The organism is Sphaerisporangium sp. NPDC049457, from assembly GCF_055586705.1.
On record NZ_JBVJHR010000007.1, the window covers coordinates 273,782 to 286,778 of the forward strand.

General features: G+C 73.3%; 15 protein-coding genes. 10 read left to right on the top strand and 5 right to left on the bottom strand.

Going from position 1 to position 12,997, the window contains the following annotated elements; translation table 11 throughout:
• Positions 1–26: 26 nt before the first annotated feature.
• The 3 genes from ACZ6QO_RS13765 to ACZ6QO_RS13775 all read left to right on the top strand — a co-directional run bounded on the left by ACZ6QO_RS13765 (position 27) and on the right by ACZ6QO_RS13775 (position 2,238).
• Positions 27–737, top strand: coding sequence for a FadR/GntR family transcriptional regulator (locus ACZ6QO_RS13765; RefSeq protein ID WP_465850595.1), 711 nt, complete (start codon positions 27–29; stop codon positions 735–737).
• Between the two features lie 389 nt (positions 738–1,126).
• Positions 1,127–1,630: a GNAT family N-acetyltransferase gene (locus ACZ6QO_RS13770; protein WP_465850698.1), complete on the top strand. Its 504-nt coding sequence runs from the start codon at positions 1,127–1,129 to the stop codon at positions 1,628–1,630.
• Positions 1,631–1,752: 122 nt separating this feature from the next.
• Entirely contained in the window at positions 1,753–2,238 is a 486-nt protein-coding gene (locus ACZ6QO_RS13775; protein ID WP_465850597.1) for a MarR family winged helix-turn-helix transcriptional regulator, read from the top strand.
• Between the two features lie 115 nt (positions 2,239–2,353).
• Here ACZ6QO_RS13775 and map read toward each other — a convergent pair whose 3' ends face one another.
• Positions 2,354–3,121, bottom strand: a complete 768-nt coding sequence (gene map / locus ACZ6QO_RS13780; RefSeq protein ID WP_465850599.1) for a type I methionyl aminopeptidase — start codon at positions 3,119–3,121, stop codon at positions 2,354–2,356.
• A 51-nt stretch (positions 3,122–3,172) separates the two neighbouring features.
• Here map and ACZ6QO_RS13785 point away from each other — a divergent pair, with 51 nt between their 5' ends.
• From ACZ6QO_RS13785 to ACZ6QO_RS13810, 6 genes are all read left to right on the top strand, one after another.
• Entirely contained in the window at positions 3,173–3,490 is a 318-nt protein-coding gene (locus ACZ6QO_RS13785) for a helix-turn-helix domain-containing protein (RefSeq protein WP_465850601.1), read from the top strand.
• A 123-nt stretch (positions 3,491–3,613) separates the two neighbouring features.
• Positions 3,614–4,402, top strand: a complete 789-nt coding sequence (locus ACZ6QO_RS13790; RefSeq protein ID WP_465850603.1) for a nitroreductase — start codon at positions 3,614–3,616, stop codon at positions 4,400–4,402.
• Entirely contained in the window at positions 4,399–5,367 is a 969-nt protein-coding gene (locus ACZ6QO_RS13795; protein ID WP_465850605.1) for a patatin-like phospholipase family protein, read from the top strand. Before ACZ6QO_RS13790 ends, ACZ6QO_RS13795 begins: the two co-directional genes overlap by 4 nt.
• On the top strand, positions 5,364–6,578 hold the full coding sequence (locus ACZ6QO_RS13800; protein ID WP_465850607.1) for a macrolide family glycosyltransferase: 1,215 nt from the start codon (positions 5,364–5,366) through the stop codon (positions 6,576–6,578). Before ACZ6QO_RS13795 ends, ACZ6QO_RS13800 begins: the two co-directional genes overlap by 4 nt.
• A gap of 3 nt (positions 6,579–6,581) precedes the next feature.
• Positions 6,582–7,073, top strand: coding sequence for a hypothetical protein (locus ACZ6QO_RS13805; protein ID WP_465850609.1), 492 nt, complete (start codon positions 6,582–6,584; stop codon positions 7,071–7,073).
• On the top strand, positions 7,070–8,035 hold the full coding sequence (locus ACZ6QO_RS13810) for a hypothetical protein (protein WP_465850611.1): 966 nt from the start codon (positions 7,070–7,072) through the stop codon (positions 8,033–8,035). The genes ACZ6QO_RS13805 and ACZ6QO_RS13810 overlap by 4 nt, the downstream gene beginning before the upstream one ends.
• Here the strand turns inward: ACZ6QO_RS13810 and ACZ6QO_RS13815 are convergent.
• Positions 8,009–8,749, bottom strand: coding sequence for a helix-turn-helix domain-containing protein (locus ACZ6QO_RS13815; RefSeq protein ID WP_465850613.1), 741 nt, complete (start codon positions 8,747–8,749; stop codon positions 8,009–8,011). The genes ACZ6QO_RS13810 and ACZ6QO_RS13815 overlap by 27 nt on opposite strands.
• 376 nt (positions 8,750–9,125) lie before the next feature.
• On the opposite strand from ACZ6QO_RS13815, the gene ACZ6QO_RS13820 reads away from it, so the two are divergent.
• Positions 9,126–10,352: a serine hydrolase domain-containing protein gene (locus ACZ6QO_RS13820; RefSeq protein ID WP_465850699.1), complete on the top strand. Its 1,227-nt coding sequence runs from the start codon at positions 9,126–9,128 to the stop codon at positions 10,350–10,352.
• A gap of 42 nt (positions 10,353–10,394) precedes the next feature.
• Here ACZ6QO_RS13820 and ACZ6QO_RS13825 read toward each other — a convergent pair whose 3' ends face one another.
• The 3 genes from ACZ6QO_RS13825 to ACZ6QO_RS13835 are packed head-to-tail and all read right to left on the bottom strand — an operon-like array spanning position 10,395 to position 12,818.
• The gene (locus ACZ6QO_RS13825; RefSeq protein WP_465850615.1) at positions 10,395–11,417 is read right to left on the bottom strand and encodes an RNA polymerase subunit sigma-70; all 1,023 of its coding nucleotides are present in this window, start codon (positions 11,415–11,417) and stop codon (positions 10,395–10,397) included.
• Between the two features lie 57 nt (positions 11,418–11,474).
• A complete protein-coding gene (locus tag ACZ6QO_RS13830; RefSeq protein WP_465850616.1) occupies positions 11,475–12,362 on the bottom strand; it encodes an alpha/beta hydrolase in 888 nt (295 codons plus the stop codon).
• Between the two features lie 42 nt (positions 12,363–12,404).
• Positions 12,405–12,818 carry an SgcJ/EcaC family oxidoreductase gene (locus ACZ6QO_RS13835; RefSeq protein WP_465850618.1) on the bottom strand — a complete coding sequence of 138 codons (414 nt, stop codon included), beginning with the start codon at positions 12,816–12,818 and terminating at the stop codon, positions 12,405–12,407.
• Positions 12,819–12,997 lie beyond the last annotated feature (179 nt).

Genomic DNA, 12,997 nt, shown 5'->3' on the forward strand with positions numbered 1-12,997 from the left:
GCCGTCCCGTGGCAGGATTGGCGGTCGTGGGAGCCAAAGGCCAGACCAATACCGGTCTGCACCGCAGCGTCCTGGACGGGCTCGGCGTCCAGATCACCTCCGGCGCGCTCCCCGCCGGGCGCGTTCTGCGCATCGAGCAGCTCGAAGAGCACTTCGCGGTGTCCCGGTCGGTGATCCGCGAGGCCATCCGGGTGCTGGAGTCCATGGGACTGGTGTCCAGCCGGCGCCGCGTCGGCGTCACCGTCGCCCCGCGCGGCCGCTGGAACCTGTTCGACCCGCGCATCATCCGCTGGCGGCTGGACGGCGAGGACCGCGACCGGCAGCTGCGCTCCCTGGACGAGCTGCGCCGCGGCGTCGAGCCGGTGGCCGCCGCCCTGGCCGCCCGCGAGGCCACCCCCGAGCAGTGCGGGGTGCTCACCGGCACCGTCATGCGAATGGCCGTGCACGGCAGGGCCGGCGACCTCGCGGCCTACCTGGAGGCCGACGTGCTGTTCCACCGCACGCTGCTGGAGGCGTCCGGCAACGAGATGCTCGCGGCGCTCACCGACGTGGTCGCCGAGGTGCTCACCGGCCGCCCCCGCCACCTGGCGCCCGCCCATCCCGAGCCCTCGGCGATCCGCGGGCACGCCGAGGTCGCCCAGGCCGTGCAGGCGGGCGACGCCGAGGCCGCCGAGCGGGCCATGCGCGAGATCGTCGAAAGGGAACGCTCCGAACACGTCGAACGACGACCGCGGTAGACCGGTCCCGCCGGTCGAGGCCACGCCGTGGCCGGCATCCGCGCCGATCCGGCGCGGCAGGCCGCCCACGCCGTGGGGCTGATCGTCCTCACCGTGGGCGATGACCGGATCGCCGCCATCACCCACTTCCTGGACGGAGGGCTGCCACCCCGGTTCGGGCTCCCCGCGGCCATTTCCCCGTCCGAGCCTCAGGGGCGAGACGGCGGGGGCCGACCTTCACGGGAAGCTGCAGAGGAACCGGTAGTAGTCGCAGAGGTGATCGCAGTGGTACCGGTTCCACGGGCCGGGACCGGTGCGGGGGTGAGGTGCCGGCGGCCGGGCGTCTGCTATATCGGTGGTATCCGTTTTGTTCGGTCGCCAGAAGCGGGAGCGCCGTGCCCGGGGAACATGTGACGATCCGGGCGGTGACGCCGGAGGATCTGCAGGCCGTCGCCGCCATCTACGCCCACTACGTCCTCGGCGGCGTCGCCACCTTCGAGGAGGTCCCGCCGGATCCGGACGACTGGCGGCGGCGCCTGGACGATCTGGCGGGGCGGGCACTGCCGTTCCTGGTGGCCGACCTCGGCGGGACGGTGGCCGGGTACGCCTACGCCGGGCCCTTCCGGCCCAAGCCCGCCTACCGGCACACCGTCGAGGACAGCATCTACCTGGCCCCCGGCCACACCGGCAAGGGGCTGGGCCGGGCGCTGATGGGACCGCTGCTGGCCCGGGCGGCCAAGGCGGGCGCCCGCCAGATGGTGGCGGTCATCGCCGACACCGGGGACCCCGGCTCACGCGCCCTGCACGAGGCCTTCGGCTTCGCCCAGGCGGGCGTACTCAAAGGCGTGGGGTTCAAGCACGGCCGCTGGATCGACACCGTTCTCATGCAACGCGCCCTGGTCCCTGCCCCCTGAACACCCCCGCCGACGACCGTACCGGCCAGGCCGGAGGCCGGCGGGGCGATTCTGGGCCGTATACCCGAATTACTCTCACTTGATACGGTATCGAATGAAAAGATCATGGGTAATATCCCCTTATGACCGCTGATGTTCCGCGCAGAACCACCGCCCCGCGTGCGACCGACCCCCCGGGCGACGCCTCGCCGTTCGCCCTCGGCCTGCTGCTGCGCCAGGCGCATTGGCGCGCGGCCGCGGTGATGACGGAGGCGCTTCGCCCGCTCGGCATCGAGTTGCGGCATTTCGCCGTGCTGCTCGTGCTGGTCGACCGCGGAGCCACGATGCAGCGGGACCTGGCGGCGGCGACGGGCTCGGACAAGGCGGGGATCATGCGGGTCGTCGACGATATGGAGCGCATGGGGCTGGCCGTGCGCAAGCCCGTTCCCGGGGACCGGCGGGCCCGGGCGGTGGAGGTCACCGCCAAGGGCGTCGAGCTCTTCAACGCGGCCCACGTGGCGGCCGGACCGCTGGCCGAGCGCCTGGTCGCCGACCTGGCGCCCGGCGAGCCCGAGCAGCTGAAGCAGCTGCTGACCCGCTTCGCCTATCCCGAGGGCGGTGAGGCGTAGTCCACGGGCGCCGCGGCGGCCGCCGGCGGCCTTCGCCGGTGCGGGCCGGCCACTCCCGTACCGGCCCTGACCCCCAAGGGGGCCGCGACCGCGCCGCGGCCTTTCTCCCCAGGTGTCAGGGGAGGGTGAGGATGACCGGCCCGTCGTCGGTGACGGCCACCGAGTGCTCGAGGTGGACGGTGCGGCTGCCGTCACCGCTGCACAGTGACCAGCCGTCATCGGCCATCGCATAGGCGTCCCCGCCTCCGGCCATCAGGCTCGGCTCGATGGCGATGACCAGGCCGGGGCGCAGCCGCAGGCCGCGCCCCGGGCGGCCCTCGTTCGGCACGAACGGGTCCTCGTGCATGGCCCGTCCGATGCCGTGGCCGGCGAAGTCGGTCTGGATGCCGTAGCCGGCCCCGCGGCCGATGCGGGACATGGCCTGGCCGATGTCGCCCATCCGCGCGCCCGGCACGGCCTGCTCGATCCCGGCGGCCAGCATGCGCTCGGCCGTGCGGATCAGCTCGCCGTCGCCCGGGCGGGGCCGGCCGACGCAGAAGCTGACGGCCGCGTCGGCGTGCCAGCCGTCGACGTGGGCGGCGCAGTCGACGCTCAGCAGGTCACCGTCGCGCAGCCGGTAGCCGGTGGGCAGGCCGTGCAGCATGACCTCGTTGACCGAGGTGCAGATCACGCCGGGGTAGGGGGTCGCGCCGAACGACGGGTGGTAGCCGAGGAACGACGATGCGGCCCCGGCCTCGTACATGACCTGGCGGGCCAGCTCGTCCAGCTCGCGCAGGGACACCCCGGCGGCGGCGTGCGAGCGGACCTGGGCGTGCACCGCGGCGACGACCCGGCCGGCCTCGCGCATCACTTCGATCTCGCCGGCGGTCTTGAGCTCGATCAACTCCGGCCTCCTCACCTGATCCAATAACTATACCGGTATTAGTATTGGCTCATGGTACGAGAACCGCTGTCCATCGCCGACCGCCTGCGCGGGGAACGGCTGGGCGAGCTGCTGCGCGAGGCCAGGGGCTCGCGCAGCATCACCGACGTGGCGCTGCGGGCCGGGATCTCCCCCGAAACGCTGCGCAAGATCGAAAGGGGCCGCATCCCCACGCCGGCCTTCTTCACGGTGGTCGCCGTCGCCGAGGTCCTGGACCTGTCGCTCGACGCGCTCCTGGCGCAGGTCGGCCCGCCCGAGACCCCCGCCGCCGGGGCGGGCGAGGCCGTCGCGCGCCCCCGGGCCGGCGGCGCGCGCGAAGCCGCGGGGTGACGGCCCGCCCGGCCATCTTGCCGTGACGTCGCCCACAACCGCGCGAATAGTATTGATTGATACATTCTCGCCTGATATCGTCGCGTACATAACGGAATGGGGACGCGGTACACAGACGGGGAGATGAGGATCGTGGACGTCTACGAGGCGGTCACGAGCCGGCGGGCGGTACGCGGGTTCACCGACCAGCCCGTCCCGTTGGAGGTGCTGCGGCGGGTGCTGTCCGCGGCGGCGCGGGCGCCCTCGGGGTCCAACCTCCAGCCGTGGCGCATCTACGTGCTGACCGGCGAGCCGCTGGCCGAGCTCAAACGGCGGGCCCGTGAGCGCCTGGCGGCGGGCGACCCCTGGGACGAGCGCGAGTACGAGATGTACCCGCCCGCGCTGAGGTCCCCCTACCGCGAACGGCGCTTCGCCTTCGGCCGCGAGCGCTACGGCGCGCTCGGCATCTCGCGCGACGACCTGGAGGCACGCCAGAGGGCCGCCACCGCCAACTGGGACTGTTTCGGCGCGCCCGCCGCCCTGTTCTGCTACATCGACCGCGACATGGGCCCGCCGCAGTGGGCCGACGCCGGCATGTACCTGCAGACCGTCATGCTGCTGCTGCGCGCCGAAGGGCTGCACAGCTGCCCGCAGATGGCCTGGTCGATGTACCGCAGGACCGTCGCGGAGCTGCTGTCACCCCCGGACGGGCTCATCCTGTTCTGCGGCATGTCCATCGGGTTCGAAGACGTGACGGTGAGCCACACCCGCACCGGCCGGGCCCCGCTGGGGGAGACGGTCACCTTCGTCGGGGTCCCGTCCCGCGACCGCGCGCCGCGCCCGCCGTGCCCGCAGCGCCCCGCCCGCCCCTCGGCGGCCTCGCCGCAGCCGGCTCGCCGTGCGGCCACGGCCACCGGCAGGGCCAGGCCATGACGGGCGGCGAGGGGACGTGCTCCCGGCCGCCGCGCCGCACGGACGCGGGCCGCGGGCCGACCGGCCTGCGCGGCCTTCCCCGCCCCGTGGCGGTGGCGGTCGGCGGCGGGGGAGTGCTCGGCGCCGCGCAGGTCGGCGCCGGGTACGCGCTGGAGGAGCGAGGGTTCGTACCCGACATGATCATCGGCACCTCGGTGGGCGCCCTGAATGGAGCCATCGCGGCCGCCCACCCCGGCCAGGCCTCGCCACTGCTGGAACTGGTGTGGACCCACGCCCATCGCCGTGAGGTGTTCCCGCTCGGCCACCTGCCCTCGCGAGGCGGCATCTTCGCCGATCGCGGCCTGCGCAGGCTGATCGCCCAGGCCGGGCTGCCGTCGCGGATCGAACAGCTTCACATCCCGTTCACCGCGGTGGCCATGGACCTGGCCACCGGCGCCCAGGCGCTGCTCGACCACGGAGACCTGGAGTCCGCGCTGCTGGCCAGCGCGGCCATCCCGGGGATCCTGCCCCCGGTGGACCGCGACGGCCGCACCCTCGTCGACGGCGGAGTGATCGCCTTCGTCCCGGTATGGGCGGCCGTGCAGGCGGGGGCGGCCAGCGTGGTGGTGCTGTCCACCGGGCCGACGAGCCGGCCGCCGCGCCCGATCGTCCCGCCCCGGCGGGCGACCGCGGTCGCCGCCCGGGCGGCGCTGCTGCTGTTGCACCACCAGATCGAACGCGACCTGCACGGGGTCGCCGGGAAGATCCCGACCGTCGTGCTGCCGACCGGCGTCGAGACCTGGCCCGCCCCGTGGGACTTCGGCCAGTCCCGGCGGCTGATCACCACCGCGTTCCACGCGGCGGGCCGCTTCGTCGACGAGCTGCGCATCGACGGGCCCGGCCTCTACCGGCTCGACAACGACCCTGTGCCGGTCCCGGCCGGCCCGTCCCGCGCACGCACCGCCGTAGGGGAGGCCTGCCGATGAGCACCGTCGCGTTCGTCAACATCGCCATGCACGGGCACGTCAACCCGACGCTGCCGGTCGTGGCGGAACTCGTCCGCCGCGGACACCACGTCACCTACCACACCACGCCCGCGTTCTCCCCGCAGATCCAGGCCACCGGCGCGACCGTGTGCCTCTACCCCGACAACGGCCCCCTGCTCGCCGACCCGCCGATGCCGGTCACGATGCTGGAGGGGCTCGCGCGCACCTCCGCCGACCTGCTGCCGGCCGTGCTGGCCGATCTGCGCCGCATCCGCCCCGACCTGATCGTCCACGGCGCCGCCTGCCCCTGGGGCGCGGTCGCCGCCCGCGAACTCGGCGTCCCGGCGGCGGCGCTGCTCACCACGTTCGCGTTCAACCATCACGCGCCCAGCCCCACCCGCGCCTCGTGGGAACTGCTGGCCACGGCGGCAGCCCGGCCGCGCGTCGCCCGCGGCTACCTGCGGGCGCGGTGGGGACTGGCGCGCCGCTACGACACCCGCACCCTGCCCCTGGTCGACCTGCTGAACGTGCGCCAGCCGCTCAACCTGGTGTTCACCTCGCGTGCCTTCCAGCCCGGCGCCGGCGCCTTCGACCCGTCGTTCCGGTTCGTCGGCCCGAGCATCGGCGCCCGTCCACCCGACCCGTCGTTCCCCGCCGGCGCCCTGCGCGACCCGGTCCTGTACGCCTCGATGGGCACGGTGTTCGACGGCGGCCCGCGACTGCTGCACGAGTTCGCCACCGCCCTCGCGCCGCTGGGCGGCACCGTGGTCATCTCCACCGGGCACACCGACCCTGCCGCGCTTGCACCGCTGCCGGACAACGTGCTCGCCCGCCGCTTCGTGCCGCAGCCGGAGGTGCTGGCCCGCGCCGCGCTGTTCGTCACCCACGGAGGTATGAACAGCGTCAACGAGGCCATGCGCGCCGGAGTGCCGATGCTGGTGGTCCCCCAGGGCGCCGACCAGCCGATGGTGGCCCGGCGGGTGGTGCAGCTCGGCGCCGGCCTGTCGATCCGCGCCCAGGACGCCACCGCGCCGACCGTGAGCGACCTCGCCCGGCGCCTGCTCGACGAGCCGTGCTTCCGGGCCGCGGCCGCCACCTTGCAACTCGCCCAGCGCGAGGCCGGCGGCCATCTGCGCGCCGCCGACGAACTCGAGAACTACCTGCACCGGACGGGCCGGCCCGTCCTGGCGGGCTCGCCGCGGGAGCGGTGAGCGATGCCACCCGCCGTTGTCATCCTGCTGCTGTTCGCCGGGCTGTCGGAGGCCTGCGGGCGGATCCTGCCCATGGTGGCCCGCCGGTCCGGCGCGCCGCGGTCCCAGGCGATCCTGGCGCTGCTGGCCGGCGCCGTGATCGAAGGCGCCGTGTTCGCGCTGTGGCCGCTCACCGCATGGACCCTCGCCGGGCTCATGCCGTCGGCCCCGCCGACGGCCGCCGCCGCGCCGTCGTGGACGCCCGGCCTGGCCGCCCCGCTGCTCCTGGCCGCCGTCCTGGCCTTCCCGCTGCTCGGGCCCCTGCTGCACCTGCTGCTCCTCGCGGGCGTCGGCGCCGGCCTGGTCGCCCCGCTCGCCGCGGCGACGCACCTCGGCTGGTGGACCGCCGCGTTCTGCGTTGCCGTCGCCGGAGCCGGGCTCGGCGCCGCCGTCGACGCCGCCCGCCGCCTGATCGTGAAGATCAGCGCCATCGAGGCGCGGCAGGCGCTCACATGACCGCCTTCCCGCTGCTGGTCCTGGCGGTCGGCGCGGTCCTGCTGGCCGAAGCCCTGCTCGCCCGCTACGAGGTGATGGCCTACAGCGCCGGCTGGCGGACCCCCGCCACCGACCTCCCGCACGGCATGCCCTACGCCCGGGGCGCGGACCCCGACCGCCCTCCGGCCGCCTACCTGGTCTACCTGGACGGCATCGGCAAACGCCGCTTCCGCGACACCCGGGACGGAGGCCGGCTGGTCAAGGCGCTGATCGCCGGAGCGCCGGAGCTGCGGGTGCTCGGACAGGTGCAGCCCTACTCTCCGCTGGCCGACCCGCTCGCCGACCGGCCCCTGTGGGCGTGGCTGCGCCGCCGCGCCGGGCTGCTGCTGTTCCTGCACAACGTCATGCAGATCTTCGTCGCCGCCGACCACCGCTACCGCCCGCTGTACAACCGCGCCGTCGGCGCCCAGATCGCCCACCACCTGCGCCTGGCCGGGTATCGGCCCGGCAGCGGCATGCCCCTGGTGCTGCTCAGCTACAGCGGCGGCGCCCAGGTCGCCACCGGCGCGGTCGAAGAAGTGCACACCCTGCTGCGCATCCGGCCCCTGCTGATCACCCTGGGCGGGTTCCACAACGGCGCCAACGACCTCACCCACGCCCACCACCTGCATCGGCTCACCAGCGCCGCCGACCAGATCGAGCGGGTCTGCGTCTGGATCTTCCCGCAGCGCTGGCGGCTGTGGCGCCGCAGCGGCTGGAACCGCGCCCGCCACGCCGGGAAGATCACCGAGCACCGGCTCGACCCGGCCACCCACATGGGGCGGCGCAGCTACATCAGCCTGGACGCGCGGCTGCCCGACGGCCGCACCCACCTCGACCACACCGCCGGCGCCGTGATCGCGCTCATCCGCGCCCACAGCGGCACGGCCGCCGATCCGCCGGAGGTGAGGACCCGCTCAGGGCACGGCGGGTACGGGCGCTGAGCCGCCGTCGGCGGCCGTCTTGTGCCGCCACTGCTCGATGACCTGCTGGAACGCCTCGTTCAACAGCAGGAGAAGTTCGGTGGAGGACGCGAAGCGGGCGCCTGCCGGGGTCTCGACCCCGAGGATCTCGGCCCCGCGCCGCGACGCCGCCGCCAGGGCGTCGTTCATCCGCACGGACGCGATGAGGGACCGCAGCCAGATCTCATCGTCGATGACATAGCGTTCGCGCCGCGCGCCGGGGGCCCGTTCGCGCCTGAGCATTCCCTGCCGTTCGAGGAAGGCGACCGCGTGCGAGACCGACGCGGGGCTGACGCCGAGCCGCCGGACCAGCTCGGCGGCGGTCGAGGCGCCGGCGTCGGTGATGTACAGGCAGGCCAGCACCCTGGCCTCCATCCGGGGCAGCCCCTGCTGGACGAGCAGAGCGGTGAAGGACTCGGCGAAGTCCCGCACCGCCTCTGGATCACGTCCATGGCCGCCGTCGTGGACCGGCGGGGCCGCGGGCCGGGCCTGCTTGTGCCGGCGCGCACGATGCCGTGCCGCCTCCTGCGCCCGCCGCGCCCGGTAATCGCCGGGCCCGCCGTTGCGGGTGACCTCCCGCATGACGGTCGAGGCGGGCCGGCCGAGCCGCCGGCCGATCTCGGCGTATCCGAGCCCTTCGGCCAGCCCCGCGGCGATGTGCTCGCGGTCCTCGTCGGTGAGTCTGCCTCCGGGCATCGGCGCTCGTCTCCCATCTGCCGGCACGCGGAGCCTGGCGCCCGCGCACTCGCTGCACAGTATGCGTTCACCCGCAGCCCATTGCAATGCACCGCCTCGTCCCCCGTTGCGTTCATCTTCATATTCATTGCAATGCGAGCCGGGAAATCCCCAGAAACAGGCGACTTCGTCGGGCAATCGGCGTTGACGAATACGTAAACGCAATATAGCGTCACGGGTGTTCAGAGATTCCCGAACCATGGCGGATATCGGCGGCACCGCACAGGAAGTGCTCGTGACGGAGCACACCCCGCCCCCGCGTACCGCACGCGGGAGGCAGGAGCGCCAGGCCGGGACGGCTCTGACCGATCGAACGCCGCACGCAAGGAGATCCATGATGGAAAAGGGCAACCGCCTGTCCGAAGCAGGGCTGCGCAGACTGCGCGACGTGCTGGCACGGCACGTCGACTCCGGCGACATCCCCGGGCTCGTCGCCCTGGTCGGCCTGGGCGGCCGGACGCACGTCGAAGCGATCGGGACCATGAGCCATGACGGCGGCGCGCCGATGCGCCGCGACACGATCTTCCGGATGGCCTCCACCTCCAAGCCGGTCGCGGTCGCGGCGGCGATGGTCCTGCTGGACGAGTGCAGGCTGCGGCTGGACGACCTGGTGGAGCCATGGCTGCCCGAACTCGCCGGCCGCCGGGTGCTCAAGCGCATCGACGGCCCGCTGGACGACACCGTGCCGGCGCGGCGGCCGATCACCGTACGCGACCTGCTGACCTCCACGTTCGGGCTCGGCATGGACATGACGGCGCTGGGCGCTCCCATCATGGGCGCGATCTTCGAGCAGGGGCTCACGCCCGACCTGCCCGAGCCGATGCCCGAGCCGGACGAGTGGATGCGCCGCCTCGGCACGCTCCCGCTGATGTACCAGCCCGGAGAGCGCTGGCAGTACCACATCAGCAACGACCTGCTCGGCGTGCTCGTCGCCAGGGTCACCGGCCGGCCGTTCGAGACGTTCCTGCGCGAACGCGTCTTCGGTCCCCTGGGCATGAACGACACCGGTTTCGCCGTGCCCGCCGGCGAGATCGACCGGCTGCCGCCCCTGTACGCCCCCGACCCGCGCACCGGAGAGTTCAACGTGTGGGACGAGGCCAAAGGCGGGCGCTGGAGCCGGCCTCCGGCGTTCCAGGGCGGCGGTGGCGGGCTGGTCTCCACCGCCGACGACTACCACGCCTACTTCCGGATGCTGCTGAACCGCGGGATGCACGGCACCGAGCGGATCCTGTCCGGGCCGGCCGTCGAGCTGATGACCACCAACCGCCTCACCCCCGGGCAGCAGGCCGCCCGCACCGCCCTGGCCACCGACAACGTCCATCTGTCCTACGGCCAAGGCCAGCACGGCGGCTGGGGCTTCGGGATGGCGGTGCGCACCTACCGCGGCGACTACGCGCCCGTCGGCCAGTTCGGCTGGGACGGCGGAAGCGGCACCTCCACCTACGCCGACCCGCAGAACGGGCTCACCGGAATCCTGCTCACCCAGGTCGGGATGTCCGTCCCCAACTCCGCGCGGCTCATCCACGACTTCTGGACCACGCTCTACCAGGCGATCGACGACTGACGCCGAACCCGACACCCGAGATCAGATCAACCTGACGAAGTACTACCGGCGCTCGATGTGAGAGGGAGTTCTCGCGGCCGGGTGGACGGGCGGCAGACCGTACCTGGCCAGCAGGTCGTGTCCGCCGTCGAAGACGGTGACGCGCGCGATGCCTCCGGCGGTCACGGTGAGGACGCCCAGTCCCCACGCGCGGTGGATCCCGTCCTCGCCGCGGAGGTAGGCGGCCGCGGCGGGCCGCCCGCCGGCCAAGGCCGGGATCATCCGCCACCTCCCACGAGATCCGATCACATCGGCCAGGAAGCGCAGGCAGCTCACCCGGCCGGAGAACCACCTACCCGTCCCCGCCAGCTCGATCGCGGCGTCGGCGCGCAGCGCCCGCTCCAAAGCGGCCGTATCGGCGTTCTCGAAACCGGTGATGTACTGCTCCAGCAGCGCCCGGCTGCGCGGATCGGTGGGCTCGACGATCTGTTCGTGCTCCGGGACCGCTTCGTCGAGGCGGGCACGAGCCCGCTGCAGCGCGCTTTTGACCGCGGCGATCGACATGCCGAGCATGGCCGCGACCTCGGCGGCCGGAAAGCCGAGCACCTCTCTGAGCAGGAACACGGCCCGCTGCCGCGCGGACAGGTACCGCAGGCTCACCATGAGCGCCAAGCGCAGGCTCTCCCGTGCGGTGACGATCGCCGCCGGGTCCTGCGACTCCCGGGGCACCAGCCCGCCGGGGGTCGCCTGCGGCCACGCCCCGCCGGCCCCGGCCCCGGCCGGCGTGGCGTCGGGATCGCCGGCGGGGCCGGCCAGGCCGGACGGCAACGCCGACCGGCCGCGGCGCTCAAGGGTGGTCAGGCAGGCGTTGGTGGCGATGCGGTACAGCCAGACCCGCAGCGACGCGCGGCCCTCGAAGGTGGCGAAGGAACGCCATGCCCGCAGGTAGGTCTCCTGCACGAGGTCTTCGGCCTCGTCCGCCGAACCCAGCAGGCGATAGCAGTGCGTGAGCAACTCGCGCCGGAACGGCTCGGTACGCTCGGCGAACTCACCGGCGTCCGGCACCGCGCCTGTCCTTGGCGTCATCACCACTCCCGTGAATCACCCCGCGGCACCGTAAGGTCCCTGGGTGACGATCGAACGTTACAGTCCGAGCCTGGGCCGCACCCACGCGGCCATCCGGCTGATCGCCTCGTCAGCCTCCGGCGCCCTCCCCGCGGCCATCTGGAAGGTGTGCTGCATGCCGGGAAAGACGTCGAGCCGCACCTCGACACCGGCTTTGCGGGCGTGCTCGCCCAGCCGGCGGGCGTCGTCCAGCAGCACCTCGTCCCCGCCCACCTGGATGTAGACGGGCCCGAGGCCGGACAGGTCGGCGTACAGCGGGCCGGCCAGCGGATCGCGGCGGTCGCCACCTGTTCCCAGGAAGGCGCCGGCCAGCCCGCGCACGACCTCGGCGGAGAAGAAGGCGTCCTTGTCGCGGTTGGTCGCATAGGACTCCCCGGTGGCCTCCATGTCCACCCACGGCGAGAACGGCATCGCCGCCGCGGGCAACGGCAGGCCCCGTTCCCGGGCCCGCAACTGAGTGGTGATCGACAGCCCGCCGCCGCAGGAGTCGCCGGCGAAGGCGATGTGACGCGGACTGATCCGCTGGTCGAGCAGCCACCGGTACACCGCGGTCGCGTCGTCGACCTGCGCCGGGTGAGTGTGGGCAGGCGCGAGACGATATTCGAAGATCAGCGCCCGCGCGCCGGTCGCCTTGGCCAGATGGCCGAACAGCTTGCGGTGCGAGGCGATCGACCCCGTGACGAACCCGCCACCGTGCATGCAGAGCAGCACGCGGTCCTCGGCGGCTTGTTCCGGCACCGCCCACATCGCGGGCAGGCCGCCCGCGCCGGCCTCGGCATAGCCGACCCCCCGCGGTTCGGCCGTCAGGCCGCCCCAGGACTCGTCGTCCGGCCGCCCGGGCCGCCCGTCGGCCGAACGAAGCGAGGCCCAGTGCCGCCTGACCGCCTCGGATTCCCTGCTCGGCATCGCCGTGTCTCCCTCCTGGCTCCCCGGTCCGTGCTTCGCCGGTCACAGGGTGTGCGGCGGACAGTTGTGGAAGGCCTGCACCTGCCAGGCGCCGTCCTGCCTGGACAGCATCCACGTCTCCAGCGCCTGACTCGTGGCGTCCGGTTCGCTTCGAGCGGCGAGCAGCACCGCCCCCTCGCTGACCACGATGGCCACGTCGGCGTGGACGAACCGGATGCTCCGCACCTCATAGACGGCCTTGGAGCCCTTGAGCTCACCGGCGAACAGGGCCGCCATGCAGCCTCGGATCGCCTCTCGGCCGGACAGGTACATCCCCGGCAGGATGGCGGTGGCCGTCTCGGCGTACGGCGCGACGAAGGCGTCCGCGTCTCCCGCGGCCCAGGCGGCGTAAATCTCGTCCAGCACCGCGAACACCGCGCGGCCGGGGCCGGCGGGCGCATGGTCGTCGACCGTCATGGTCCCTCCCTTTCGGAGGTCGTGTGGCGAAGCGTTCACCAATGAAGACCGCCGGCCGCCGAAAAGGAATCGCTCCCCCCGCGAACAGATCGCAGTGGCTCATTCGCGCCCATCAGCAGATCGCGTGGCAGCGGGTCACCTCGTCGGCGGTGGTGACCGACTCCGGACGGGCGGTCGGC